A 25,228-nucleotide genomic window follows, 5' to 3' on the forward strand; every position below is an offset into this window, starting at 1 on the left:
TTCAGTCGGGCAAGGCCACGGGCCTGCGACCCTCGCGCCGGGCGATCCACACCGTGGCACCCAAGATGACAACGGCCCCCAGCCAGGTGGACTGGCTGGGCACATCGCCAAAAATCAACCAGCCCAGCAAGGACGCCCAGACCATGTCCAGAAAGCGCAGCGACTGCGTGGATGAGATGTCCACCATGGCAAAGGCACGTGTGAGGCAGTAATGCGCCAAAGACCCGAAAATGCCGGTCAAAAAGAAGCCAAACCATTGCCACAACGTCGGCATCTGCCAATGCGGCAAGGCCATGGGCAAGCTGAGCACGGTCACCGTGATGGCTTGCCACAGCACAATCACGCCCGGCTTTTCATAACGTGTCAGCGCCTTGGTGATGAGGAAAGACGCGGCAAACACCGGCGCCGAGGCCAGCATGACCAGGTTGTACCAACCGCCCGTGCCCGACATCTTGGGCAAGACCACCACCAACACACCGGCAAAGCCGATCAGGGCGGCGATCCAGCGGTCCCCGCGCATGGTTTCGCCCAGAAACCATGCCGCGCCCAACATGATGAAGATCGGACCCGTGAACCCAATGGCCGTCATGTCGGCCAGTGGGATTTGCGGCAAGGCGGTGAACCACAAGATCAAACCCAGCGTGTGCACCGCACCACGCCAGAACTGCCCTTGGATGTTGACCGGCTTGTAGGCTTGCCAGCCGTCGCGGTAGACCCAAGGCAAGATGACCACAATGCCCATCAGGTACCGCAAAAATTGCGCTTGGTAAACATCCAGCTGCATGGACAGGCCACGCGCCACGGTGTTGAGCAACGAAAACAAAATCCCCCCGGCCACCATCCACAGCATGCCGCGCACGGCCACCGGCCAACGGCCCCATTGGCGCAGGCCACGGCGATGAAAGTGGGAGAGGATGCGGATCACCGGCCGATGATAGGCGGGGCCGGTGATGCCGTCAGTCGCTCGCGTTACCCCGCCCCAGCGGGGCGGGCCTCAAGCCTGATTTTGCAAAGCGGCGATGCGCTCTTCGATGGGTGGGTGGGTGCTGAACAGCTGGCCAATGCCGCCGGCAATGCCCATGGCGGCCACGCTCTTGGGCAATTCAGCCGTGTGCACACCGCCCAGACGGGCCAAGGCATTGATCATCGGCTGCTTGCGGCCCATCAACTTCGCGGCACCCGCATCGGCGCGGAATTCACGCTGGCGGCTGAACCAAGCCACCACGATGGCAGCGGCGAAGCCCAACAAGATATCGAGCACGATGGTGGTGATGTAGTAGCCCATGCCCGGGCCAGAGCTTTCCTCGTCGTTCTTGCGCAAAAAGCTGTCCACCGCGTAGCCGACCACACGCGAGAGGAACACCACGAAGGTGTTCATCACACCTTGGATCAAGGTCATGGTCACCATGTCGCCGTTGGCGATGTGGGCCACTTCGTGACCGATGACGGCTTCGATTTCTTCGTGCGTCATGTTTTGCAGCAAGCCCGTGGACACGGCCACCAGGGCCGAGTCACGGAAAGCGCCGGTGGCAAAGGCATTGGGGTCGCCTTCAAAAATACCGACTTCGGGCATGCCAATACCCGCCTTGTCGGCCAGCTTGCGCACAGTGTCCACAATCCAAGCTTCGTCGGCGTTTTGCGGTTGGTCGATCACGCGCACGCCAGAGGTCCACTTGGCCATGGGCTTGCTGATGAGCAAAGAGATGATGGCGCCACCAAAGCCCATGATCAGGGCATAACCGAGCAAAGCGCCCAGGTTCAAGCCATTGGCCGTCAAGAAGCGGTTCACGCCCAGCAAACTGGCCACAATGCCCAGCACCACCACCACGGCGATGTTGGTCAAGACAAAGAGAAAAATACGTTTCATTTCAGGTTTTCCAGGACGCTCTGTTCGGTAGAGCGCTGGGCGAATGTTAGGGGCTCACCGGCCAAAATCAAACGGACGGATCGATTTCCTCAGCGGCGTACGGTTTTTCTGAAGTGCGTTGCGGGCGCTTGGGCCTGAACACCGCGGTGTCGTCGTAAAACGCGGCGACTTCGTTGGCCGCCCACCAGCCGGGCACGCCCAAAACAGGCAAAGGGCTGAAGGGCTTTTGGGCCAATTTATCGGGCGATAAATCCTGCGCCAGCCAGGCGTCCAGATCGGCTGCCTGCACCGTTTGGGGCACACGCCAGAGGTGGGCGGTGATCGACTTGTAGGGTTGCACCAATTTTTCGAGGGCCGCATGGCCGAAGGTCCACAGACGCGTGTTCGCCCATTCACTGCGCCGATCCATCAGGGCTTCTTGCCAGCGGTGCGCGGTCAACGCCGACCACACCGCATCGCTGGCCTGGATCAGCAAGGCGTTTTCATCAAACACCGTGGCCGCATCACGCACCGGGCCGCGCACCTGGCCCACGCCAGCGCGGGCGATCTCGGTCGCCTGCAATTGGTTCAGCCGCTTTTTGGCCAGCGGGAAATGCATCCAGCACAGCGCATTGAAAAAATCGTGCAAGCCTTCTCGCGTGGGCACTTGGCCATGGGCATAGATGAAGTCTTCGTAGGCCTGGCCTTCGGGCAAGTCGGCCTGCGGCACAAAACCGACGGGGGCATGGCCCGCATTGTTCAAGGCCTGGGCTTGCGGGACACCCGCCACCACGCGCTGCGCGATGGGCTCACCCAGCGCACGCCAACGGGCCAGCCAAGGCGCATCCCAATCGATGTCGGCCACACCCAAGGTGGTGGCCGGCTCGCAACGGCCACCAGGGCGGTTGGGGTTCAGGCGCTCACCAGTCGCCACGGCAAGCTCTCGCCCGAGCGCAGGGGTTTGAGTTCGGCCTCGCCAAAGGCAAAGCTCTCGGCGGGCGTCCAGTTTTCGCGGCGCAGTGTGATGGTGCCGCTGTTGCGTGGCAAGCCATAAAAATCGGCGCCATTGAAACTGGCAAAGGCTTCGAGTTGGTCAAGTGCCCCGGCCTGGTCAAAGGCCTCGGCATACATCTCGATGGCCGCATGCGCGGTGTAGCAACCGGCGCAACCGGTGGCGTGTTCTTTCAGGTGCGCAGGGTGCGGTGCGCTGTCGGTGCCCAAGAAGAATTTGGCATGGCCACTGGTCGCAGCCTTGACCAGCGCCAAGCGGTGCGTCTCGCGCTTGAGCACGGGCAGGCAGTAGTAATGCGGCCGAATGCCGCCGGTGAAGATGGCGTTGCGGTTGTAAAGCAGGTGGTGCGCGGTGATGGTCGCGCCCAGCAAATCGTCACCTTCGGCCACGTACTGCGCGGCTTCTTGGGTGGTGATGTGCTCCATCACGATTTTCAAGCCCGGAAAGTCGCGGCGCATGGGCTTGAGTTGCTGCTCAATGAACACGGCTTCGCGGTCGAACAAGTCGATGTCAGAGGAGGTGACTTCGCCGTGCACCAAGAGCAGCACACCTTCGCGCTGCATGGCTTCGAGCACGGGGTAGATGTTGCGCAAATCGGTCACGCCCGCATCGCTGTTGGTGGTAGCACCCGCCGGATAGAGCTTGCACGCCACCACACCAGCGGCCTTGGCGCGGGCGATTTCTGAGGGGGCCAGGTTGTCGGTGAGGTACAGGGTCATCAAAGGCTCAAAGCGCATGCCTTGGGGCACGGCCGCCTGGATGCGCGCTTTGTAGGCCAGCGCCTGCTCGGCCGTGGTCACGGGCGGCTTGAGGTTGGGCATGATGATGGCGCGGCCAAATTGCGCCGCCGTGTGCGGCACCACGGTGGCCAGTGCGGCCCCGTCACGCACATGCAGGTGCCAGTCGTCAGGGCGGGTGATGGTGATTTCTTGGGTCATGGTTGGATTTTCCCATGTCCAAGCGTCAATCCTTGGCGAGCGATCTCTTTAATCCAATCATTCCAGCCTATTTGATTGGTGAAACTTGCTTTTGGTCGAACCGCTGCATGGCCCTAACGGCGAAAAATTCGGCTGGACTCACGCACGATGATTTCAGCCTCAATCAATATGGTTGAAGGTGTTTTCTTTGACAGCAGGTCAATCATGGCTTTTGCAGCACTCGCGCCAATTTCGTAGACTGACTGCCTCACTGTTGTCAGAGGTGGCAATGTGAAAGCCGAGTGGGGCAAATCATCAAAGCCAACAAGGGAGATGTCGTCTGGCACACGCAAACCTGCTCGGTGCAAAGCGAGCCTCGCGCCGTAAGCCATCTGATCGTTCGCTGCAATGACAGCACTGAAATTCACACGCGATTCTAGTAACTGATTCATGGCTCTGAAACCGCCAGACTCTTGGAAATCACTGTAAACCACCAAGGCATCGTCTGACGGCATATCTCGACGCGCCAACTCGGCACGGTAACCCATCAGCCTTTGTTCTGCGTCAGGATGATCAAGCGGTCCAGAAATGAACGCAACGTTCTGATGACCGAGTGCGTGCAGGTGCTTGACCGCCAGGCCTGCGCCTTCAATGTTGTCGAAATCAATGCTGAAAAGGTTGGGCGCCGAGAGTTGTCTGCCCGTCACCACAACAGGCAATTGATTGGCCATGTCAACCAATGTCTGATCCGCCAGCTTGCCCGTGAGCACGATGATGCCATCGACCTTTCGGTCCTGCAACAAGCCAAGTCGTGACCGTTCTTCTTCTTGATTCCAATGGCCACTGACAAACAGGGGTGCGTATTCAGCCTGATGCAGCACATCCTCGATGCCGCGCAGAGCCTCGCCATAAAACGGGCTGTCGATGTACTGAGTCAGCACACCGATGCTCATGGTTCGACCACCAGCCAGACTGCGCGCGGTGGGGTCAGGCCGAAAACCCAGCTCCTCGATCACCTGACGCACCAGGGTCTGTTTGTCTTCGCTGACCTTGGCTGTGCCATTGAGGATTCGCGAAACTGTGCTGGGGGAGACCCCAGCACGCTGCGCCACCATACCCAAGGTTGCCCTGCCTTTGTAAAGAGGTTGTACTTCCGCCCCTTGGCTTGGGGCAGCGGTACTTCCATTGGCTGCCGAAGCTGGTTGTTTAAGCATTTTTCCAAATTTACCGTTGATTTGATCAAGTCATATTAACCTGAGCATGCATCAACGGCTCCAGAAAATATCATCAATGAGGATGGGCGTCGTATCGTTGGTCCAGTTCGCCTTACCTGTCTTTTCATAACGATCAGCCAGAATGAAGGCATTGCTCACACGCCCCATTTGAAGCGCTGCAGGCGGCGAGTTAGAGCCAAAGGAAGATGCGCCGCTCTTGGTCAGTTCAGCGATCGGTATGGAAACCGATTTCCATGTTCCATCGTTGCCATACCCATACTGTCCCGGGCTGAGCACCATCAGCACATCCCAAGCATTGAACTCAGCATCAGCACCGGTTTTGAATCCCACTTCAATCTTGCCCTGGTACTGCGTCTTGATTTTGAAATTTAAATAACCTCCGGAAAACTGGGACAAATCGATCTCTTGCGTACCGAGTGTCCATGCCAGCCCCCATCCCCATTCTGCAGGACTGGGCGTGACTTGCCAGGCTGATGAGCCATCGCCCGAATTTTGCCCGGACACAGACTGCCCCTGCCATCCTGTCCAAGGACCCATCGTCAGCCCACTGATCCGGGTTTCGTCTGAATGGGTCATGTCCGCATAAATGGTGTAGCGCGATGTGGATACCGTCCCCTGATTAAATGGAGCGGTGTAGTACTTGGCATTGACCTCAGCGCAAGCATTGCTCGGGTTGTTGGTGAGTGCCAGAGCAGTGCAACGTGCCGCACGATCACGATCAAACAATCCCCAGCCATCATCGCTCGACTTCCAGCGTTCATCGAATGCCGCGAAGTAGAAGATCGTCTTGGGTCCATTGCTTTCCTGCTTCCAAGCACGCAGCCGATCAAAGTACATCTTCTGGTTCACAGGGCTTGCCCACAAACTTTCACCGCCTGTGGCAACGGCCTTCCAACCTGTTTCGCCCACGATGACAGGCAAACGTCCATAGCCATTGGTGTCGAGATGATTGCGAACCGCTTGGTAATCGGCCTTTGCTTTGCCGATGGCTGCGTCCATCATGGCCACAGCACGCTGTGGGCCTGCCGGTGTTGCAGTCTGTTTCCAGTCCCAAAGGCCATACTTGATGTCTTCGGCAGGGTAGGTATGAAGGGATATGAAATCGATCTGATTGAAGACTGGATGAGGATCTTTCTCATTGCGTTGAGAAGCAAAAAATGCCCAATTGTCGTCGGTCGTAACAGGCTGGTTAACCTGATCGCGAACGCTGCGAAGATACACCGCCATGTTCTGGGTGCTTTGTGGATTCCAACCGTTCCAGGACACAAGGGTTTCATTGCCAACGCTAATGGCCTTGACCACATTCGGATAAGCATTTGCCAGTGCGACAGCACGTGCGATTTCAGCGTTGTTGCGCGCCGAGTTGGCCTCATTGGTTGCAGTGTTAGTGCCGGTGGTACTGGCAATCCACACCCCCATCATCACCTTCATGTCCAATGCTGGCGCCTGCTCGATGGCCGCGACTGTTTTTTGCGCCACTTTGGCATCAAAGACTCGCACCGCGCCAACTCCTGCATTGCTGAGTCATTCAAGATCAGAGCGAATCTGCGAAACGGGCATCGTATCTAACTCCGCCGCTAGGCCTGCCTCAGAAGTAGCCGTCCTGTATGGCGAGTATGCAACTGCCAAACGACTGGTGAAATCAGCGTCCAAACTGCGGACATTGACACCAGGCCATGGCACCTCACCACCACCACCGCAAGCCGTAAGTACCAATGCAGTCAGCCAAGCCAGAATACCCGTACAGAGGGCTGTCCATCGATTGAGTTTTGTTTTCATGTTGATAGATCTGTTGTGTTGCATCAAAAGACGTAGACCGTGCCCAGACCGATCCAATTGCCAGAGCGTGCGATCCGAGAGTCAACCCCAGAGAAAGCGCTGTTAGAAGGCATGGACATGGGGGCCAAACCCAGACGGTCGTACTGAACAATTCCTGCCATTGCATAGACCCGCCATCCCTGACCCAACTCTTTGCCTACACCGGCCGTCATCAAGGTCAAGCCGTTGCTTTGACCACGCTCCGATGGGTTGTTGGTGCTGGCTTTGCCCAATCGCACCAGACCTGCCGAGTAGCTCCACTCCCCCTCTTTGTGCCGCAAACCCAACGACAAGTCTTGCGACGTAGCGGCATAGCCTGGGTTGCCGACACCCCTCAAGGTCCCATTCCAGTTCACGTTGAACATGTTGTTCCACATAGCCGAAGTGGTTGTGGTCGCAGGCTGCGTGATGACCGCGTAGGCACCGCTCCACCGGTTGAATCGCACGCCTGCCGACACCTGCCAGCGCGGGTTGATGTCGTAGCGGACCATCGCCATCGCGATCGCCTGCCCAGACCCACCCAATTTGCTGTCATCTGCGCCAAACGGCGTCAGGCCTGTGAATGGGCTTTGACCCCATGCTGAGGGTGTGCCATTGCGTGAATCCTGCAACACGCCGTCCAAAGCCAAATCACCTTTGCGGTACTGGGCCCACAGCTCCATAAATCGCGGCTTGTTGATCTTGAAATCGGTATTGCCTCGGTCGTAAGTGCCCTCCAGCACCAAATCACCTGAGAAGAGGTCATAGGGTCGGCTGGTGTACCGCACAGCATTTGTCATCAAACCGTAGCCCGCACCACTGCTGGCCCACGGGTAAGCAATGCCAATGTCCGTGCCATAGGGGTAATCCGCCACACTCCATGCACGGGAGGTCATGGCACCGACTCGGATACTCCCCCACTCTTCATGGCTGATGGCCGCATTTTTTTCGAACCACTTGATGCCTTCAACATCGGGCTTGCCATCACGCCAGCGTTGGCTCAGTAAACCGTTGAGTTTGAAGCCCTGCCCCAGATCGAAATTGGCGCCTAACCACGGCTGCATCAAAGCGACACTGGTGTTTTGTGTGCTGTAGGCTTTGCCGGGCACCATTTCATCTGCCCAAATTCTTTGTTTACCCTCAGACGGAAAGCGCTGACAGTCTGTACATTGATTACTGCTGCGCGAAGCCTCCAATTTAACGAAGCCGTTAAGGGTAAATGGCCCGAACTCGACCGCCTGAACACCCCCCACCAAAAGAGTTGTTGTCAATCCGATAACGAGGCGCAACAGAGGTGACGCAGGAGACCGTTTCAATGTTTGTTTATTCATGTGAGCTCATTTTGTTGAAAGCGCTTTCAAATCTTATCAATACCAACTTTGCAAATCAATCGTCTGAGCATCCGTGCTTACCCTTAATTCACTCATCATGTTTGCAAATAATGGTTTACCCCAGCTTATTATGAAAGCGCTTTCATTATGATCTACCACCATACTTCTATGGAGTCTACGAATGCACCGCATGGTTTGGCGATCAATAACTTTCTGTCTGATTTCTGCTTGCATCGGCTTTGCCCAAGCACAAGACGCGGTGACAGCAGGGACCGCGAAATTACTCTCCTCGCCCAAATCTGGTGACAGATCCGCCCCATCTGCGCATGGGCGGGAAGGCGTCATGCTCACCCGTGCAGCCCCCACCAACCAGTGGTATTCGAGCCTTTTGTTCAGCAAGGACCCTCAGCCGCTTTATGCCCAGCCGCTCACGGGACGCGCTACAGCTCAGGGCTTTGAGATGGCTTTGCCCATCAAGGCTGTCGTACCCACCGAACGCAAAGACAACGAAATTCATTACCCTCACCGCCCGGCCCTGACCGTGCGACCCATGGCCTTCGAACCCACCATCGGGCGGCTGGCCCAAGCCAGCGACTGGGCCATCGATATCGCCATGGGGCAGTCTGGTCAGCGCTTTGACCTGACCATGGCGCATGGCAGCCCCTATGTATGGGGCCACATCAGCTCGGGCAACTTGCGCATTGACACCCAAGCCCCTGGACAGCGCATGCCCCACGATGACACTCGCGTGCTGCTTCTGCAGATTGAGGGGCAACGTTATGCCGTTTTTGGACCAGAAGGCGTGCGATTCGAAGCCGTGACACCCCAACGATGGGTTGCCCACATGCCTGCTGACAAGCGTCACTTCGTCCTAAGCGCCTTGCCCGATGACAGCGCAGAAAGCCTTTCGCTGATTTCGCGGCATGCGTACGTCCGTACCAGCGACACACGAGTCAATTGGCATTACGACGCTGCTGATCAGCAGTTGCGCACTCGATATCACATCACGCCGCAGGTCTTAGAAGGTGAAGAACAGCGCCCATTGCAAGCCCTCTACCCTCACCACTGGCATCAGAACACCAGCTTCACACAGTCACTCGGCCCCGCATACGCCACGGTACGCGGCCCACTCAAACTCTTGGCGAGCGCCGAATTCGAAACTCGCCTGCAACACAAAGGCTTTGTGCCATGGTGGCCATCAACCCCCTCAAGCTCGCACAGCGAAACCCTTGTGAACCTGATCAACCAAGACTTGCGTGATGCCCGTCGCAACATGCTACACATCGGCAAAGGGCCCTACTGGCAAGGAAAAGGGCTTCTGCGCACCACCAAACTTCTGGATGTGGTTCAGGTGCAAGGCAGCAAAGAACAAGAGTTGCGCCTGATTGACCTTCTCAAAGGCCGGATCGAGGAGTGGTTTGCGGGGACTGATCGACAACGCTACTTTCACCTGGATCGTTCACTGGGCACCGTGCTGGGTTACCCGGAAGAATATTTTTCGATCGAGCAGATGAATGACCACCACTTCCACTACGGCTATTGGATCCGCGCCATGGCCGAATTGGCCTTGCGTGATCCGGACTGGGCCAGCCCTGAGCGCTGGGGGGGCATGGTGCCGTGGCTGATCAAAGACATTGCCACCGCCGAGCGCGGCAGAGCGGACTTCCCTTTCTTGCGGCACTTCGATGTTTATGAAGGCCACTCCTGGGCCTCTGGCGTTGCACTTGGAGATCTGGGAAACAACCAAGAGTCATCATCAGAGGCCATCAATGCCTGGGTGGGACTGATCCTTTGGGCCGAAATCCATGGCGACACGGCGCTGCGTGATCTGGGCGTGTATTTATACAACACTGAAATCGAGGCCATTCGGCATTACTGGTTCGATGTGAATCGTCTGGTCTTCCCACCTGAATACCCGCACATTGAAACCAGCATGCTCTTCGGCGGGGGTTACAAGCACAACACTTGGTGGACCGATGAACCCCGTCAAATCAAGGGCATCAATTTGTTGCCCATCACCACGGCATCAACGTACCTGGGCCTAGACCCCAAACACACACTGCAAAGCCTGGCCACGCTACCCAAGGACACCGCCATGTTTGAGTCTCGTGGCAAAAAAGCCAATCCCAAGGACATCTGGCAAGACCTGTTTGCGAAATACATGGCGCTGACTGATCCCGCAAAAGCCCTTTCGCAATGGGAACGCTGGGGCTCGGTGGAACTGGGCGAATCACGCACCCACACCTTGCACTACCTGATGAGCCTGCAGTCCATGGGCACGCCGGATTTCAGCATCCACGCCGACACACCCTTGCACGCCGTTTTCAAACGCCCTGACGGGGCACGGCACTACTTGGCCTTCAATGCCGACCGCAAAGCTCCTCGCACGGTGCGTTTCAGCAACGGCGTCACGCTCACCGCACCGCCTGGCACCCTCGCGCAAACATCGCGCTGATTTAAGGGTAAGTCCTAGCCATTCGCTGTTGCATTCAAGATGGCACTTGCATACCATTATGAAAGCGATTTCAGAAAGCGGTTTCATTTCATTCACCATAAGGTCTAAGGAGACAAGCATGCAAGACATCCACAGCAAATTCAAACTGACTGCGACTGCCACAGCACTGGCGGTCTCGGCACTTTTGGCCGCGTGCGGCGGTGGCGGTAGTGCCTCAGCGCCAGCGGACACCACTGCGCCCACGGTCACCATCACGGACAACGTGAGCGGCGCCACCGCCAGCGGCAACGTCACTTTCACCTTCACCTTCAGCGAAGCCGTGACAGGCTTCACGGCAGACGACGTGACCGTGACCAATGGCACCAAGAGCACCTTCACCATGGCCAACGATGGACTGAGTGCCACCTTGGTGGTCATCCCGACCGCCAACGCGGCCGCCACCATGACCGTGGCAGTGGCTGCCAACACCTTCAGCGACCAGGCCAGCATCAACAACACCACCACAAGCTCTGGCTCTCAGGCTTTCGACACCGTAGTCAATGCCCTGTCCTTTGCCAGTGGTTACTCAGCCATCAATCCCGCCAGCGTAGGCTATGCCTACCAAGGCTTGACCACCGAAGGCGGCGCATTCAATTGGACAGTCGCGACTCCCGGCACCTACGTCTGGGACGGTGGTGTCGACTTCTGGTGGTCAGGTGTCGCCGGCAGCGATGCCACCCCCAACTTCTTTTGGGGTGGCAAGGGCAAAGCGGATCAGGACTACATGGAAAGCTGGGTCAATGCACAGTCCAATTCGACCATCACGCTGACGGGGCAAACCGTGCTGCGGATCGCCGTCTGGGGCAACGATGAATTGGTGGGCGCCCCTCGCTTCACCCCGGTGGTGCAACTGGCTGGCAACAACGGTTGCTATGCCCGCGCCGAAGCCCCTGCGCTCACGCCCGCAGCCACCGGTGTTGCCACTTACAACGTTGCGCTGAGCACGTTCACGGTGGTAGAGAACTGCGGCACGGCAATGACCACGGCCCAATTTTTCACCAATGCGATCGGCTCGGTGCGGGTCCGGATCTACAAGGCGAACTACTTCAACGATGGAGGCACCTACACATCGCCCAACGGCATCAACCTCGGCCCCATTTCCTTCCAGCCCTAAACTGCAAAGCGCGCCAGCGCTTTGCGTGTTCAATGACATGGGTCGCCCCGGGATCTTCCGGGACGACCCGTTTCACTGCCTTCTGTAGACCCTGACGAAATCGACCTCCATGCTTGCAGGCAGGCGGCTGTCATCCACCCAGCCGCCCAAAGTGCCGCCTATCGCCACATTCAGCAGCAGGTATTGAGGACGATCGAAAGGCCATTGAGCATACTGACCGTTGTGGGGGTTGGCATAGCTTTGATAGTCGGAACCGTTGACGCCAATGACAATGCGGTTTGCATCCCAAGTCATGTGATAAATGTTGAAGTCGGTGCATGCATTGGGCAAAGACCGAACAGCACTGGGACCTGAACCACCAAAAGCCCCTCGCATGTGCAAGGTGCCCAGCACTTGCTGCTTGTCGGCGTTTGAAAACCCATTTTGCTCCATGATGTCGATTTCACCGTCATCGGGCCACACGCCACCGGTGCCCAGCGTCCAAATGGCCGGCCAGGTGCCCAGGGTGCAGGGCAGCTTGGCACGGATTTCAAAGCGACCATAAGTCCAGCTGGCTTTGCCGCGTGTGATCAGCCGCGCCGAGGTGTAGTTTTGCCCGCCGAAATCCCAGGCGGTGCTCAGGCGCTGGCGACGAGCGGTGATGTGGAGCTTGCCGTCGGCCACCCGGGCGTTGTCCTCGCGATTGCGGCTGTAATACTGAAGCTCGTTATTCCACCAGCCTCGTTGGTTGTACTCCGTGTCGTAGTCCCACTTGGACGCATCGGGTAAACCGGGCACATCAAACTCATCGTTCCAGACAAGGACCCAACCGGGCAAATTGGGCACTGCCCCAGTACTGCCTGAGCTTGGGTTGTTGGGCGAGACCGGGGTTATTGGCGACCGTATGACCGGCGATGAATTTGGGGCATCCCCCCCGCCACCACACCCACACAGCGCGGCGCCTATGGCCACGCACCAAGCTGTCAGGGCGGTACTTTGAACGCGAACACGCTGCGGTGATGTTTTCACGTCGAAACACGCAGACCATCCACAGCAAAAACAAGGCCCCCAATCAAAGGCTGCACACCGACCACGTCGCCGATTTGTACACTGGCCTGTTCACCCGTCAGTTTGACGGTCAGCATTTCCTTCATGACGGGGCTGCGGACGTAAAGCACGCACACATCGCCCAAGTTTTCGATGAATTCAATGACCCCTGGTAAGCCAACACCCGGCTGTGACAGTCGCATGTCTTCAGGACGCCACCCCACGATGTCGCCGCGTTGCAGTGCGTGGACATCGCCATGCATCGGTTGGACAGCCAAAGCACAACCGCCCTGGAAAATCATTTCGGAACTCGATACATTCCAGCGGTAAGGCAACATGTTGATTTTCGGCGATCCCAAGAACTCCGCCACAAACCGGTTGGCCGGATTGCGGTAAAGGTCCATCGGGCGCCCCACTTGCTCAATGCGGCCTTGGTTGAAAACGGCGATGCGGTCGCCAAGGGTCATGGCTTCAGTCTGGTCGTGCGTCACATACACCATCGTTGTACCCAGATCGGCATGGAGCTTGGCCAATTCGATGCGCATTTGCACACGCAAGGCAGCATCCAGGTTGGACAGCGGCTCGTCAAATAGAAACACCTTGGGTCTGCGCACGATGGCACGACCGATGGCCACGCGTTGACGCTGCCCCCCAGAGAGCTGTTTGGGAAAGCGGTCAAGCAGCGCGGTGAGCTGCAATTTTTCTGCAACGTCGTTGACTGCGGTTTCGCGCTCGGCCTTGCTGCGCCCCGACATGCGCAGCGCAAAGCCCATGTTCTCAGACACGGTCATGTGAGGATAAAGCGCGTAGCTTTGGAACACCATGGCGGCGCCTCGATCAGCCGCCGCAGTGTCGTTGACACGTTGCTTGTCAAAGAGGACATCACCGCCGCTGATGGTTTCCAGACCAGCCAGCATGCGCAGCATGGTGGACTTGCCACAGCCCGATGGCCCAACGAAGACCATGAACTCCCCCTCTTCGATGCAAAGGTCAACACCAGGAATGACCAGGTTGTCGCCATAGCGCTTTTGCACTTGCCTCAATTCAATGCGAGCCATGGTTCAGGCTTTCAAAAACTGTTGGTACCACTTGGCACTGCGCTTGGGGGTGCGTTTCAAACTGGGGTAGTCCACATGGATCAGGCCAAACCGCTTTTCATAACCACTGGCCCACTCGAAGTTATCCATCAGGCTCCAGGCAAAGTAAGCGTCCACCGGCACACCTTGAGCCATCGCATCATGGGTTGCACGAATGTGCTCGCGCAAGTACGACTCTCGGCGCTCGTCATCGATTTGCCCATCGACCATCTCATCCTTGAATGCCGCACCGTTCTCGGTCACCCTCAGGCATTGGATTCCGTATTCTTGGTGCAGACGACAGAGCAACTCGGTCAACCCTTCGGGGTAGACCTCCCAACCCATGTCGGTGACTTCGTTGCCGGTGCTGTTCACATCCCAAGGATTCCCGCTCGAGGAAAAATTGCGTGTGTAGTAATTGACGCCCACAAAATCCATCGGCTGCGCGATGGTGGCCATATCCTCAGGGCTGAAGGTGGGCGCATCATCGCCCAAGTGGCTCAGGACGTCTTCGGGATAACGCCCGTAGCAAAGCGGGTCCAAATACCAACGTGCATTCAAACCATCGTCGATTTTGGCTTTTTGCAAATCGGCTTCGCTGTCAGAGGCCGGGTAAATAGGCGAGAGGTTAAGCACAATGCCCAATTCCAGCTTGATACCCGCTTCGCGGATGGCTTTCACCGCCATGCCATGGCTGAGCAGCAAGTGGTGCGACACCAGCATCGCGGTCTTGCGCGATTTCAAGCCAGGTGCAAAAACGCCAAGCTCATGACCCAAAACAGCGATCACCCAAGGCTCGTTATGGGTGCACAAGCTTTGGGTGTAGCGTCCAAAGCGCCGCGCCACTTCCAAGGCGTAGGCCACGAAGTAGCCACATGTTTCCCGGTTGGCCCAACCACCCGCTTCTTGCAAGGCTTGGGGCATGTCCCAATGGTTGAGTGTGATGTGGACTTGAATCCCTCGTTGCAACAAACCCTGAATCAACCGCTCATAGAAGGCAAATCCCGCTTCATTCCATGCACCGCGACCATCTGGCTGAACACGCGGCCAGCTCATCGAAAAGCGGTAAGCATTGACGCCCAGCCTCGCCATCAAATCCAGGTCTTCTTCATAGCGGTGATAGTGGTCACATGCAATGCTGCCATTGCTGCCATCTGCAATGGCACCAGGTTGCTCGCAAAAGGTATCCCATACTGAAGCGCCGCGGCCATCGGTATGCGTAGCCCCCTCAATTTGGAAAGACGAAGTAGCCACTCCCCAGGTGAAGTCGGTCGGGAAATCTTCGCGTGACAGGGTCAGATTGGGTTTGGTTTGCATGAGCATGGCTTAACTCTTCACTGCGCCAGCCGTGAGGCCAGCGATCAGTCGTTTGGATGAAAAAATGAAAATCACCAACAAGGGAAGAACAGCAACCACGGCGCCAGCCATGAGTGCTGCACCCCTTGAACAGGGTCCCAGGCGTTGAACACCAAGTACAGCGAAAAAGCAATGGGAAACAGTCCAAAGACCAGAAACAACAATACAAAGGGCAGGACAAACACATAAGGTGCCCAGTCCTGATGCCAGCGAATCGGGCTCATCGTTGCGCCCGCCTCTGAATCAGTCGATGTGCATCGGCCAGAGCCTGGTCAATCGCCTTCCCCTTGGTCAGCACCAAGTCGAGTTCGGCATTGACAATTTCTTCGGCAATCGGGTCATTGCGAAAAACCTTGGTCGGGGTGATTTTCTGCGCTGTCTCGCGCCATTCGGCACGCGCTTTTTGCCCACCCAGATACTCAACGGCCTGATCAAAGTAAGCGCCAGATTGGGCCTCTTTGAGTGCAGGAAAAGCGTTGAATTTTTGGAGCGCCAATTGCTGCTGCGTTTTGTTGAGTGTGAGGTGCTGAACCAAGTCCCAAGCGAGAGCCTTGTTGCCAGCCTTCTTGGGTATGGCATAGAACGTCCCGCCCCAGGATGTGGCCAAGCCTTCGGGCAGTCGAGTGCTGCGCCACTTGCCTGCCGATTCGGGAGCCAGCCAGTTTTGCAGGTGACCGCCCAACCAAGCGCCCATCATCTGCACCGCCACATTGCCGCGTTTGAGTGACTCCCCCCACTCATTAGACCAAGCGTTGACCTTCGCATCGAGGCCGCCCTGCCGAACTTGTTTGGCCAGTTCGAATGCGCGTTTGAACCGTGGCGAAGTGCCCACCACCGACTGCCCTTGCTGGTTGTAGTAAATACCCTCGCCAGCCGTCAGGCCAGAGCGGATCACGATGTCTTTGATATCCCGTGCATGCGCCACCAAATAGACACCCGTACGAGCCTTGATTTGTTGGCCAGCGGCGATCAGATCCTCCCAACGCCCAGACAATTGCTTGGGTTCGACCTGCGATTTCTGCAAAATGTCTTGCCGGTAGAACATGGCCCCGGGCCCGATGTCTGTAGGTACGGCAGTTTGCTCCTGACTGCCGAACTGGCCCTGTTGCCATGCAAAAGCAACAAATTTATCGGCGTTCAAATCAGCCCTATAAGGTTCAGCTGCGAGGTTTTCCAACCCGCCGCTTTGCGAAAAACGCCCCAGATAACCGTATTCAATGGTCATCACATCTGGCAATCCAGATGAAGCAGCCAAAGCCGTTGTCATGGCCGTGTGATGGTCTGCATATTCCCTGCCCACCACTTTGACTTGGACATTGGGATGTTTTTTTTGCCATTCGGGCAAGGCGTTCTTGATGATTTCGTCAACAGCGGGATAGGCCGACACGGTCAGCACGGTTTGCGCCAAGGCAGGCTTCACTGCGCAAAGCAACAATCCAATCCAAACTGAGGCGATGTGTTTCTTCATATTGAGGTCCTGAAAGCGCTTTCATTTTACTTTCAATAGAACCTCAACCTCTTGGTGTTATCCCTGATTTAAGACTTTTGTTGAGTCAAACGCCGACTCTCGAAGAAGCTCATGGCCAGCTGTGGCCATGCTCAACAGAAAAGATCAGTGTTGCAGGATCTTGTTCAAGAAGTCCTTGGTGCGCGGCTGGCGGTTTTCGGGGTGGTTGAAGAACTCGTCTTTGGAGCAGTCTTCCAGAATGCGGCCACCCACGTCAATGAAGATCACGCGGTTGGCCACTTTGCGGGCAAAGCCCATCTCGTGCGTGACCACCATCATGGTCATGCCTTCATGGGCCAGTTGCACCATCACGTCCAGCACCTCCCCCACCATCTCGGGGTCGAGGGCCGAGGTCGGCTCGTCAAACAACATCACCATCGGGTCCATCGACAGGGCGCGGGCAATCGCCACGCGCTGCTGTTGGCCCCCCGACAGTTGCCCCGGGAACTTGTCCTTGTGCGCCATCAGGCCCACGCGGTCGAGCATTTTCAGGCCCCGCACTTTGGCGTCGTCCAGGCTTCGGCCCAGCACCTTGACCTGCGCGATCGTCAGGTTCTCGGTGACCGACAGGTGCGGGAACAGCTCAAAGCTTTGGAACACCATGCCCACGCGCGAACGCAGCTTGGGCAAGTCGGTGTTCGGGTCGTGCAAAGCAACGCCATCGACGGTGATCTCGCCTTTCTGGAAAGGCTCCAGCGCGTTGACGGTTTTGATCAGGGTAGACTTGCCCGAACCCGAGGGTCCGCAGACCACCACCACATCGCCTTTGTTGATGCTCACCGAGCAGTCGTTGAGCACCTGCACCGGGCCATACCACTTCGACACATTTTTGATTTCAATCATTTCTCTTCCCCCAGTTCAACGCACGATGGCGATCTTGGCCTGCAAACGCTTGACGCTCCAGGACAGTGCAAAACAGATGACGAAGTAAACCACCGCTGCCAGCAGGTAAGCCTCTTCGGTGCGGCCATAAATCTTGCCCGCATTGGTGAAGCCCTTGAGCAGGTCATAGGCACCGATGGCATAAACCAGCGAAGTATCCTGAAACAAGATGATGGTCTGCGTCAGCAGCACCGGCAGCATGTTGCGAAAGGCCTGCGGCAAGATGATCAGGCGCATGTTTTGTGCATACGTCATGCCCATGGCTTGGCCTGCAAACACCTGGCCACGCGGGATGGACTGGATGCCCGCCCGCATGATCTCGCTGAAATAAGCCGCCTCAAACGCGATGAAGGTGATGATGGCCGATAACTCGGCCCCGATGGGTTTGCCGATCAAAAACGGGATCAGCAGATAAAACCACAGGATCACCATGACCAGCGGCACCGAGCGCATGCCATTGACGTAAAACGCCGCAGGGCCCATGAGTGCGGCTTTGCCCGACAGGCGCATCAGCGCCAGCAAGGTGCCAAAGAAGATGCCGCCCAAGGTGGCCACGATGGTCAGCTGCACGCTGAAGATGAAGCCGCCGACGACAAACTTTTGCAGGATGTCCCAGTTGATGAAGGAAAGGTCGAGTCCGAACATCTCAGTGCCCCCCGCCTGTGCTGGCCGCGACAAAGCCGGGCACACGCATCTTGAGCTCGATGAAGGCAAACACCCGGTTCACCGCAAACGCCGACAAGGCATACAAAGCGGTCACGGCCAAGTAAATCTCAATGCCGCGCGAGGTCTCTTCCTGGGCCTGCATGGCGAACATGGTCAGCTCGGCGATCGACACCGCAAAGGCCACCGAAGAGTTCTTGAGCAAGTTCATGGACTCGCTGGTCAAAGGCGGCAAGATGATGCGAAACGCCATGGGCAAGAGCACGTAACGGTAGGTCTGCCAAGTCGAAAAGCCCATGGCCATGGCCGCATAGCGCTGCCCCTTGGGCAAGGCCTGGATGCCCGCACGGAACTGCTCTGCAATGCGCGCAGAGGTGAAAAAGCCGAGCCCAAACACCACCAGCACAAAGCCGGGAACCTTTTGGAAGGCCGGAAAGATTTTGGGCACCACGAAGTACCACAAGAAAATCTGCACCAAGAGCGGAATGTTGCGAAACAGCTCCACCCACGCGTTGCCTAATTTCACCAGCACCGGACGGTCTTGCAAGGTGCGCATGGTGCCCACCACAGCGCCCACCACCATGGCCACCAGCCACGATGAACCCGCCACGGCCAGCGTCCAGCGCCAAGCCTCGAGCATCCACTCGAGGTAGGTGCGGCCACTGCCGTCATCGGTCAGAAAAATCTGCCAATCCCATGTCATGTTCAAACTCCCTCCACGGGCAATTTGCTTGCCCCAATAAGAAACCCCGCCCAAGTTGCCTCGGCGGGGTTGGCCTGGCTGAAGCTGCGAATTACTTCTTGGCGTAATCTTCTGCAGGCTTGTCGTTCAGGTTCGCCCATGCGGCCTTGGTGGCATCGCTGGCTGGCAGGCCCACACGGGTGTTCTTGGGTGGGATGGGTTGCACGAACCACTTGTCGTAGATTTTGGCCAGCTCGCCGCTCTTGGCCAAAGCGGCCACGGTGTCATCGGCCAATTTCTTGAAGTTGGGGTCGTCCTTGCGGATCATGATGGCGATCGGCTCGACGTTGAGCACTTCGCCCACGATCTTGAAGTCAGCTGGCGCCTTGGACGTTGCGATGTTGCCCGCCAGGATCTGTCCGTCCATCACAAACGCGTCAGCACGGCCCGATTCCAGCAGCAAGAAGCTGTCGGCGTGGTCCTTGCCAAAGACTTCTTTGAAGTCGATGCCATTGGCACGCTCGTGCTTGCGCAGCAGCTGGACCGAAGTGGTGCCGGTGGTGGTGGCCACGTTGCGGTCTTTCAATTGTGCAATAGAGGTGATGCCCGAATTGGCTTTTACGGCGATGCGCACTTCTTCCACATAGGTGGTCACCACAAAAGCCACGTCTTTTTGGCGTGCCGTGTTGTTGGTGGTCGAGCCGCACTCGATGTCCACAGTGCCGTTTTGCACCAATGGGATGCGGTTTTGAGAGGTCACAGACTGGAATTTCACATCCAGCTTCTTGCCCACAGCTTTTTCGGCATTGGCGATGATGCGCTGGCAAACTTCGTAGTGGTAACCGGCGTACTTGCCGTCACCCAAGGTGTAAGACAAAGCGCCCGACGAGTCACGCACACCCATGGTGATGGTGCCCGAGGCTTTGACTTTGGCCAAAGTGTCTTCGGCTTGTGCGCCGACGCAGGCCAATGCGGCCACGGCCACAGCAATGAGTTGTTTTTTCATGGGTTACTCCTAATGGGTCGCCAAAGGCGAGGGTTGCGTCACGCACCGTCTTGGGCCGTGACTGTCGTTTCATCCGTGACTTGCACAATCTGTGCCCGACACTTGATACGATCCTACTATAGTCAGCCCGCTGTCAGACGGCCATCAGGGTGTTCCCCATGCTGGTGCGCCGCCTCAAGCCGGTGCACCAGCACTGGCCTGCTTCAAAAATGCCCACAGCTCTTGCGCAGAACGTTTGGGGTTGTGCCGCAAACCGGTTTTTTCACGGTAGGCACGCACTTCCATGGTCAAGGCCAGCGTTTGCCCTGGAGGCAAGATGACCTCGGTCAAGGCCCCGGCTTGCAGCTCTTTCTTGACGGCGCTTTGCGGCAAAAAAGCAATGCCATGGCCTTCCAGCGCCATGACCTTCAGGCCTTCGGCCATGTCGGTTTCGTAAACACGGTCCAAATGGATGGGCGTGACCGCCTGCTTCAAGATCCAATCGGTCACGCCGCCCAGATACGCCCCGGGGGCATAGCCCAAATACGGCAATGGCTTGTGGGCCGCGCCGGGCAGATCCCACACCGGCTTGCCGCCAGTGGTCGCCTTGGCATAGGGCGCGATCACTTCTTGCCCCAAGACCACCATCTCGTAGCGTTCGGTGTCGATTTGCAAGGGCTGTGATGGGTGGTGGTAGGCGATCAGCAAATCACAACCACCTTCCATCAAACGCATGGCCGCATCGTGCACGTTCAGGGCGATCAGTCGGCTTTTGATCGGGCCAAAGCCCTCCCGCAGGCTGGCCACCCAGGCCGGGAAAAACGTGAACGCCAGCGTGTGGGGCAAAGCGAACTCGATGAAGTCCTGCCCGGCCGCGTCATGCCCGCGCAGCATGGCCCGGGTGTTTTGCAGCGACTGCAGCAACTCCAGCGCCTGGGCATACAAGGTCTCGCCCGCAGGGGTGAGGGTGGTGGGGTAAGAACTGCGGTCCACCAGGTCCACCCCCGCCCAAGCTTCGAGCGACTGGATGCGCCTGGAAAACGCCGGTTGCGTCACGTGCCGCAACTGCGCCGAGCGACTGAAACTGCGGGTCTCAGCCAGGCTCACAAAGTCTTCAAGCCATTTGGTTTCCATGCAGGGATTATGGCTTCACACCCATCAATCGGCCGACTGCTGCAGCGCCCACATGCTGGCGTAACGCCCTTGCAGGGCCAGCAGTGCCGCATGGTTGCCGCGCTCGATGATGCGCCCGGCCTCCATGACCAAAATCTCATGCGCATCCACCACGGTGGAGAGGCGGTGGGCAATCACCAGTGTGGTTTTGTTTTGGGACACCCCCGCCAACTCGGCCTGGATGGCCCGCTCGTTGGCCGAATCCAGTGCCGACGTCGCTTCGTCAAACACCAAGATCGGCGGGTCTTTCAGCAAGGTGCGGGCAATCGCCACGCGCTGCTTCTCGCCGCCCGACAGCTTCAGGCCCCGCTCGCCCACCGAGGTTTCATAGCCCTTGGGGGTGGACGCGATGAAATCGTGAATGCGTGCGGCCTTGGCCGCGCCTTCGATCTCTGCCTGGCTGGCGCCGGGGCGGCCATACGCGATGTTGTAGGCCACGGTGTCGTTGAACAGCACGGTGTCTTGCGGCACGATGCCCAAAGCCTGACGCACAGTGGCTTGCTGGACCTGCTTGATGTCTTGCCCCGCCATGCGGATGGTGCCTTGCTGCACATCGTAAAAACGGAACATCAAGCGTGCCAAGGTCGATTTGCCCGAACCCGAAGGGCCGACCACCGCCACGGTTTTGCCGGCGGGGATGGTGAAGCTGATGTCCTGCAAGATGGGGCGATCGCTCTCGTAGGCAAACGAGACACGGTCGAACACCACATCGGGCGCACCGCCCAAAGCGAGCGGCAATGCACCCGGCACATCGGCGATTTCGCGCTCCCGGTCCATCAGCGTGAACATCTTGTCCAGATCGGTCAAGCTTTGCTTGATCTCGCGGTAGAGCACGCCCAAAAAGTTCAGCGGGATGTACAACTGGATCATGAAGGCATTGATCATGACCAAGTCGCCCAAGGTCATGCGGCCATCCACCACGCCTTGGGTGGCACGCCACAACATGGCCACCAGCGCGGTGGCAATGATCAGTTGCTGCCCGGTGTTGAGCAAACTCAAAGAGGTTTGTGCCTTCAGGCGCGAGCGGCGCAAGCGCTCCAAGCTTTCGTCGTAGCGCCGGGCTTCAAACGCTTCGTTGCCAAAATACTTGACCGTTTCGTAATTCAGCAAAGAGTCCACCGCCTTGGTGTGCGCGGCCGAATCAAACTCGTTGGCCTGCCGGCGGTATTTCGTGCGCCACTCGGTGATGCGCACCGTGAACAAGATGTACAGCGACAGAGCGGCCACCGTGATCCATGCAAACCAGACGTCGAACTTCACCGCCAAGATGGTCAGCACCAGCCCCACCTCGATCAGCGTGGGCACGATGCTGTAGAGCGAATAGGAAATCAAGGACTCGATGCCACGCACGCCGCGCTCGATGTCGCGCGTCATGCCGCCGGTCTGCCGCGCCAAGTGAAAGCGCAAGCTCAAAGCATGCAAATGCTCAAAGGTTTGCAGCGCAATGCTGCGGGCGGCGCCCTGGGTGGCTTTGGCAAACACCAGTTCGCGCAGCTCGGTGAATGCCGAGGTCATCAAGCGCAAAGCGCCATAGCCCAGCAACAAACTGGCAGGCACCACCAAGACCAGCTTCGGGTCGCCGGGTCGGATGCTCATTGCGTCGATCAGTTCTTTGAGCAAGAGGGGCACGCTCACATTGGCCAGCTTGGCGCCGACCATGAGCGCCAGCGCGATGATCACGCGCCATTTGTATTGCCACAAATAAGGCAACAAGCGGGACAAGGTGTGCCAGTCGCCAGAACGTTGAGCCGAGGGGACCGGTGGGGAGCTTTCGCCGTGGTGGCGCATAAGGGACAATCCTGTGAATCTTCAACCTTCGATTGTGCCCATGTCTGACGTCGCCCGCCCCTTCACCGTTGCCTTGCCCACAGACCAAGAGTTGGTGCTCAAAGTCATCCCCATGCCGGCCGACTGCAATGCCAGCGGTGACATCTTTGGCGGCTGGGTCATGGCGCAAGTCGACTTGGCCGGTGCGGTGTTGCCAGCGCGGCGCGTCAAGGGCCGCATCGCCACCGTGGCGGTCAACGAGTTCATCTTCAAGCAAGCGGTCAAGGTGGGCGACATCTTGTCCTTTTTTGCCCGCATCGTGAAAGTCGGCCGCACCTCGGTGACCGTGCAGGTCGAAGTGTTTGCCGAGCGCTTTGCGCTGCAAGGCCAGTACATCAAAGTGACCGAAGCCCGCCTGACCTATGTGGCCATCGACAAGCAGGGCAAGCCCTGCCCGGTGCCAGAAGCATGAACCACTCAGGAAACGATGTAGGCCCCTGCGCCGGTGGACATCAAGGTGCCATCGGGTCCGCAAAACTCCATGCGCGATGAACCCACGCGGGAGCCCACACGCAAGGCGTTGGCGGTGATGGTGAAGTGCTCCCCAATGCCAGGGCGCAAATAGTCCACCCGCAAGTCGATGGTGCCCAGCTTGGCAAAGCGCTCCAGGCGTTTGGCAGGTGTCTCGTCCATGTGTTTGGCCGCCAGCGCCGCCATCACGGCCGCGCTGCCGATGGCGTCCAGCACCGCGCTGATGACGCCGCCGTGGATGCGGTTGTAGGCAAAGTGGCCCACCAGTTCTGGCCGCATGTCGATGCGGGCCTCCACCCCCTCGGGCGTGACTTTGACCAGTTTCAGGCCCAAGGTTTTGTTGAAAACGATTTTTTCTTCGTAGATTTCGCGAAAGCCCTCGATGTATTCGGGCTCAAGGATGACGGGGGTGGGGGTGCGGTGGGGCATCCGATCATTTTATCGATGAGCGGACCAGTGCCGTCGGTGTGCATAACCGTCGGGGGCTTCAGCCCCAACACGGGCCTGAGCCGAAGCCGACTATGTCGGACCTGAAGTTACCGACCTGCGGGCTCAGGGCATCACAGCTTGGAAAAATCAGGCTTGCGCTTTTCCATGAAAGCACCAAAGGCTTCGCGGGCAGCAGGTTCACGCAGCATGCGGCCAAAGCTTTGGCCCTCTTCGTCCATCTTGGCCAGCACTTCTTGTTGGTAGCCGCCCTTCATCAAGCGCTTGGTCTCGATCAGCGAGGACAAAGGCTTGCCCGCCAGCTTGCGGGCTTGGGCTTGGGCGTAGCCGTTCACTTCGGTCGGCGGCACCACGCGGTTGACCAAGCCGACTTCTTGCGCGGCCTCGGCAAAGAAGGGATCACCCATGAGCAAGGCTTCTGCAGCACGGTGGTAACCAAACATGCGCGGCGCCAGCACACTCGAGGCCGCTTCGGGGCACAGACCCAGATTCACAAAGGGCATGGAAAATGCCGCGTTGTCGCCGGCATAGACCAAATCGCAATGGAAGAGCATGGTGGTACCGATGCCCACCGCAGGGCCGGCCACCGCGGCCAGCAGCGGTTTTTCAAACGTGGCGATGCCACGCAAAAATCGGAACACTGGCGACTCTTGGGTGCTGGGTGGTTGGTTCAAAAAGTCACCAATGTCATTGCCCGCACTGAAGATGCTTTCATGGCCCTGGAACAGCACCACGCGCACCGACGCATCGGCCGCGGCTTGCGCGACCGCATCGGCCATGGCCGCGTACATGGTGGAAGTGATGGAATTCTTTTTGTCCAGTCGGTTGAAGGTGATGGTCATCACCCCTGCGTCGATGTGGGTCAGGATGTCAGACATGTTGCTCTCATTCCAAATGAAAAGGCCGCCCCAAGGGCGGCACGGTGATGAAAAATCGCGGGCTCAAGGGGCCTTGACCCACAACTGGTTGCGCCAGAACGGGCCCAGAAAACCGCGCACCTGCAGTTTCGCGCCCCCCTCGACGGGCGTCAGTCGCACGCGGTACAGCTTGCCCTCTTCCGGATCGAGGATCTCTCCGCCTTCCCAATACTCGTTGCCCGCCGACTTCTTCACACCGCGGATGATCTCCATGCCGAGGATGGTCTGGCCCTTGCGGTCGTCCGCGCATTTGTCGCACTTGGCCGCAGGGTCTGCGCCCTTGCGCAGGATCTGGCTGACCTTGCCTCGCAAGACGCCACCTGCGTCTTCGATGGTGACAACACTCTTGGTCTCTCCGGTTTTGTCATCAATGGTGTGCCAACGACCCACCGGACTGTTGGCCTGAGCGGCCAAGGCCAAAAAGCCCATGCCGGCCAGCGTCATCGTGCGCAATATGTTTTTCATGGTTC

General features: G+C 58.0%; 24 protein-coding genes and 1 pseudogene. 3 read left to right on the forward strand and 22 right to left on the reverse strand.

Features of this window, described 5'->3' with window-relative positions; all coding sequences use genetic code 11:
- Position 1: 1 nt before the first annotated feature.
- The 8 genes and pseudogenes from QLQ16_RS08295 to QLQ16_RS08325 form a co-directional block, all read right to left on the reverse strand.
- Complete coding sequence (locus tag QLQ16_RS08295) at positions 2-925, reverse strand: DMT family transporter (RefSeq protein WP_283224223.1); 924 nt, start codon at positions 923-925, stop codon at positions 2-4.
- 69 nt (positions 926-994) lie between these two features.
- Positions 995-1,867 (reverse strand): protease HtpX, encoded by an 873-nt coding sequence (gene htpX / locus QLQ16_RS08300; protein ID WP_283224224.1) that lies wholly within the window; start codon positions 1,865-1,867, stop codon positions 995-997.
- Positions 1,868-1,934: 67 nt separating this feature from the next.
- Positions 1,935-2,711 carry a DUF3025 domain-containing protein gene (locus QLQ16_RS08305; protein WP_283224348.1) on the reverse strand — a complete coding sequence of 259 codons (777 nt, stop codon included), beginning with the start codon at positions 2,709-2,711 and terminating at the stop codon, positions 1,935-1,937.
- Between the two features lie 47 nt (positions 2,712-2,758).
- Entirely contained in the window at positions 2,759-3,796 is a 1,038-nt protein-coding gene (gene pyrC / locus QLQ16_RS08310) for a dihydroorotase (protein WP_283224225.1), read from the reverse strand.
- Positions 3,797-3,909: 113 nt separating this feature from the next.
- The gene (locus QLQ16_RS08315) at positions 3,910-4,989 is read right to left on the reverse strand and encodes a LacI family DNA-binding transcriptional regulator (protein WP_283224226.1); all 1,080 of its coding nucleotides are present in this window, start codon (positions 4,987-4,989) and stop codon (positions 3,910-3,912) included.
- Positions 4,990-5,040: 51 nt separating this feature from the next.
- On the reverse strand, positions 5,041-5,586 hold the full coding sequence (locus tag QLQ16_RS15840; protein WP_488801402.1) for a hypothetical protein: 546 nt from the start codon (positions 5,584-5,586) through the stop codon (positions 5,041-5,043).
- 174 nt (positions 5,587-5,760) lie between these two features.
- A pseudogene (locus tag QLQ16_RS15845) lies at positions 5,761-6,516 on the reverse strand (glycoside hydrolase family 17 protein); the annotation flags it as partial.
- 296 nt (positions 6,517-6,812) lie between these two features.
- Positions 6,813-7,919: a porin family protein gene (locus QLQ16_RS08325; protein ID WP_283224228.1), complete on the reverse strand. Its 1,107-nt coding sequence runs from the start codon at positions 7,917-7,919 to the stop codon at positions 6,813-6,815.
- Between the two features lie 562 nt (positions 7,920-8,481).
- On the opposite strand from QLQ16_RS08325, the gene QLQ16_RS08330 reads away from it, so the two are divergent.
- Positions 8,482-10,593 carry a glycosyl hydrolase gene (locus tag QLQ16_RS08330; protein ID WP_283224229.1) on the forward strand — a complete coding sequence of 704 codons (2,112 nt, stop codon included), beginning with the start codon at positions 8,482-8,484 and terminating at the stop codon, positions 10,591-10,593.
- 118 nt (positions 10,594-10,711) lie between these two features.
- Positions 10,712-11,746, forward strand: a complete 1,035-nt coding sequence (locus QLQ16_RS08335) for an Ig-like domain-containing protein (protein ID WP_283224230.1) — start codon at positions 10,712-10,714, stop codon at positions 11,744-11,746.
- Between the two features lie 72 nt (positions 11,747-11,818).
- Here the strand turns inward: QLQ16_RS08335 and QLQ16_RS08340 are convergent, their stop codons facing one another.
- From QLQ16_RS08340 to QLQ16_RS08390, 11 genes are all read right to left on the reverse strand, one after another.
- The gene (locus QLQ16_RS08340) at positions 11,819-12,571 is read right to left on the reverse strand and encodes a glycoside hydrolase family 16 protein (RefSeq protein WP_283224231.1); all 753 of its coding nucleotides are present in this window, start codon (positions 12,569-12,571) and stop codon (positions 11,819-11,821) included.
- Between the two features lie 179 nt (positions 12,572-12,750).
- The gene (locus QLQ16_RS08345) at positions 12,751-13,830 is read right to left on the reverse strand and encodes an ABC transporter ATP-binding protein (protein WP_283224232.1); all 1,080 of its coding nucleotides are present in this window, start codon (positions 13,828-13,830) and stop codon (positions 12,751-12,753) included.
- A 3-nt stretch (positions 13,831-13,833) separates the two neighbouring features.
- Positions 13,834-15,171 (reverse strand): GH1 family beta-glucosidase, encoded by a 1,338-nt coding sequence (locus QLQ16_RS08350; RefSeq protein ID WP_283224233.1) that lies wholly within the window; start codon positions 15,169-15,171, stop codon positions 13,834-13,836.
- A 65-nt stretch (positions 15,172-15,236) separates the two neighbouring features.
- On the reverse strand, positions 15,237-15,428 hold the full coding sequence (locus QLQ16_RS08355) for a hypothetical protein (RefSeq protein ID WP_283224234.1): 192 nt from the start codon (positions 15,426-15,428) through the stop codon (positions 15,237-15,239).
- On the reverse strand, positions 15,425-16,672 hold the full coding sequence (locus QLQ16_RS08360) for an ABC transporter substrate-binding protein (protein ID WP_283224235.1): 1,248 nt from the start codon (positions 16,670-16,672) through the stop codon (positions 15,425-15,427). Before QLQ16_RS08360 ends, QLQ16_RS08355 begins: the two co-directional genes overlap by 4 nt.
- A gap of 144 nt (positions 16,673-16,816) precedes the next feature.
- Positions 16,817-17,554 carry an amino acid ABC transporter ATP-binding protein gene (locus tag QLQ16_RS08365; protein ID WP_283224236.1) on the reverse strand — a complete coding sequence of 246 codons (738 nt, stop codon included), beginning with the start codon at positions 17,552-17,554 and terminating at the stop codon, positions 16,817-16,819.
- A gap of 15 nt (positions 17,555-17,569) precedes the next feature.
- Complete coding sequence (locus tag QLQ16_RS08370; RefSeq protein ID WP_283224237.1) at positions 17,570-18,238, reverse strand: amino acid ABC transporter permease; 669 nt, start codon at positions 18,236-18,238, stop codon at positions 17,570-17,572.
- A gap of 1 nt (position 18,239) precedes the next feature.
- Positions 18,240-18,959 (reverse strand): amino acid ABC transporter permease, encoded by a 720-nt coding sequence (locus tag QLQ16_RS08375; protein WP_283224238.1) that lies wholly within the window; start codon positions 18,957-18,959, stop codon positions 18,240-18,242.
- Between the two features lie 91 nt (positions 18,960-19,050).
- Entirely contained in the window at positions 19,051-19,944 is an 894-nt protein-coding gene (locus QLQ16_RS08380; protein WP_283224239.1) for a transporter substrate-binding domain-containing protein, read from the reverse strand.
- Positions 19,945-20,118: 174 nt separating this feature from the next.
- Positions 20,119-21,057: a LysR family transcriptional regulator gene (locus QLQ16_RS08385; protein WP_283224240.1), complete on the reverse strand. Its 939-nt coding sequence runs from the start codon at positions 21,055-21,057 to the stop codon at positions 20,119-20,121.
- A gap of 24 nt (positions 21,058-21,081) precedes the next feature.
- Positions 21,082-22,884 (reverse strand): ABCB family ABC transporter ATP-binding protein/permease, encoded by a 1,803-nt coding sequence (locus tag QLQ16_RS08390; RefSeq protein WP_283224241.1) that lies wholly within the window; start codon positions 22,882-22,884, stop codon positions 21,082-21,084.
- A gap of 40 nt (positions 22,885-22,924) precedes the next feature.
- On the opposite strand from QLQ16_RS08390, the gene QLQ16_RS08395 reads away from it, so the two are divergent.
- A complete protein-coding gene (locus tag QLQ16_RS08395; protein WP_283224242.1) occupies positions 22,925-23,335 on the forward strand; it encodes an acyl-CoA thioesterase in 411 nt (136 codons plus the stop codon).
- Positions 23,336-23,340: 5 nt separating this feature from the next.
- Here the strand turns inward: QLQ16_RS08395 and QLQ16_RS08400 are convergent, their stop codons facing one another.
- The 3 genes from QLQ16_RS08400 to QLQ16_RS08410 all read right to left on the reverse strand — a co-directional run bounded on the left by QLQ16_RS08400 (position 23,341) and on the right by QLQ16_RS08410 (position 25,223).
- Positions 23,341-23,823 (reverse strand): thioesterase family protein, encoded by a 483-nt coding sequence (locus QLQ16_RS08400; RefSeq protein WP_283224243.1) that lies wholly within the window; start codon positions 23,821-23,823, stop codon positions 23,341-23,343.
- A 131-nt stretch (positions 23,824-23,954) separates the two neighbouring features.
- Positions 23,955-24,719: an enoyl-CoA hydratase gene (locus tag QLQ16_RS08405; RefSeq protein WP_283224244.1), complete on the reverse strand. Its 765-nt coding sequence runs from the start codon at positions 24,717-24,719 to the stop codon at positions 23,955-23,957.
- 63 nt (positions 24,720-24,782) lie between these two features.
- Positions 24,783-25,223, reverse strand: a complete 441-nt coding sequence (locus QLQ16_RS08410) for a DUF2147 domain-containing protein (RefSeq protein ID WP_283224245.1) — start codon at positions 25,221-25,223, stop codon at positions 24,783-24,785.
- Between the last annotated feature and the right edge of the window lie 5 nt (positions 25,224-25,228).

The sequence above is a fragment of the Limnohabitans lacus genome, from assembly GCF_030053395.1.
Lineage (GTDB): Bacteria > Pseudomonadota > Gammaproteobacteria > Burkholderiales > Burkholderiaceae_C > Limnohabitans_A > Limnohabitans_A lacus.

What these genes read in the sequence shown, in the direction of transcription:
- QLQ16_RS08325 (WP_283224228.1), bottom strand. Translation starts at nt 7,919, where the DNA reads ATGGTGCCCGGCAAAGCCTACAGCACACAAAACACCAGTGTCGCTTTG.
- QLQ16_RS08370 (WP_283224237.1), bottom strand. Translation starts at nt 18,238, where the DNA reads ATGTTCGGACTCGACCTTTCCTTCATCAACTGGGACATCCTGCAAAAG.
- QLQ16_RS08350 (WP_283224233.1), bottom strand. Translation starts at nt 15,171, where the DNA reads ATGCTCATGCAAACCAAACCCAATCTGACCCTGTCACGCGAAGATTTC.
- QLQ16_RS08400 (WP_283224243.1), bottom strand. Translation starts at nt 23,823, where the DNA reads ATGCCCCACCGCACCCCCACCCCCGTCATCCTTGAGCCCGAATACATC.
- QLQ16_RS08380 (WP_283224239.1), bottom strand. Translation starts at nt 19,944, where the DNA reads ATGAAAAAACAACTCATTGCTGTGGCCGTGGCCGCATTGGCCTGCGTC.
- QLQ16_RS08410 (WP_283224245.1), bottom strand. Translation starts at nt 25,223, where the DNA reads ATGAAAAACATATTGCGCACGATGACGCTGGCCGGCATGGGCTTTTTG.
- htpX (WP_283224224.1), bottom strand. Translation starts at nt 1,867, where the DNA reads ATGAAACGTATTTTTCTCTTTGTCTTGACCAACATCGCCGTGGTGGTG.
- QLQ16_RS08385 (WP_283224240.1), bottom strand. Translation starts at nt 21,057, where the DNA reads ATGGAAACCAAATGGCTTGAAGACTTTGTGAGCCTGGCTGAGACCCGC.
- QLQ16_RS08365 (WP_283224236.1), bottom strand. Translation starts at nt 17,554, where the DNA reads ATGATTGAAATCAAAAATGTGTCGAAGTGGTATGGCCCGGTGCAGGTG.
- QLQ16_RS08390 (WP_283224241.1), bottom strand. Translation starts at nt 22,884, where the DNA reads ATGCGCCACCACGGCGAAAGCTCCCCACCGGTCCCCTCGGCTCAACGT.
- QLQ16_RS15840 (WP_488801402.1), bottom strand. Translation starts at nt 5,586, where the DNA reads ATGACCCATTCAGACGAAACCCGGATCAGTGGGCTGACGATGGGTCCT.
- QLQ16_RS08335 (WP_283224230.1), top strand. Translation starts at nt 10,712, where the DNA reads ATGCAAGACATCCACAGCAAATTCAAACTGACTGCGACTGCCACAGCA.
- QLQ16_RS08345 (WP_283224232.1), bottom strand. Translation starts at nt 13,830, where the DNA reads ATGGCTCGCATTGAATTGAGGCAAGTGCAAAAGCGCTATGGCGACAAC.
- QLQ16_RS08355 (WP_283224234.1), bottom strand. Translation starts at nt 15,428, where the DNA reads ATGAGCCCGATTCGCTGGCATCAGGACTGGGCACCTTATGTGTTTGTC.
- QLQ16_RS08395 (WP_283224242.1), top strand. Translation starts at nt 22,925, where the DNA reads ATGTCTGACGTCGCCCGCCCCTTCACCGTTGCCTTGCCCACAGACCAA.
- pyrC (WP_283224225.1), bottom strand. Translation starts at nt 3,796, where the DNA reads ATGACCCAAGAAATCACCATCACCCGCCCTGACGACTGGCACCTGCAT.
- QLQ16_RS08360 (WP_283224235.1), bottom strand. Translation starts at nt 16,672, where the DNA reads ATGAAGAAACACATCGCCTCAGTTTGGATTGGATTGTTGCTTTGCGCA.
- QLQ16_RS08405 (WP_283224244.1), bottom strand. Translation starts at nt 24,719, where the DNA reads ATGTCTGACATCCTGACCCACATCGACGCAGGGGTGATGACCATCACC.
- QLQ16_RS08315 (WP_283224226.1), bottom strand. Translation starts at nt 4,989, where the DNA reads ATGCTTAAACAACCAGCTTCGGCAGCCAATGGAAGTACCGCTGCCCCA.
- QLQ16_RS08330 (WP_283224229.1), top strand. Translation starts at nt 8,482, where the DNA reads ATGCTCACCCGTGCAGCCCCCACCAACCAGTGGTATTCGAGCCTTTTG.
- QLQ16_RS08375 (WP_283224238.1), bottom strand. Translation starts at nt 18,959, where the DNA reads ATGACATGGGATTGGCAGATTTTTCTGACCGATGACGGCAGTGGCCGC.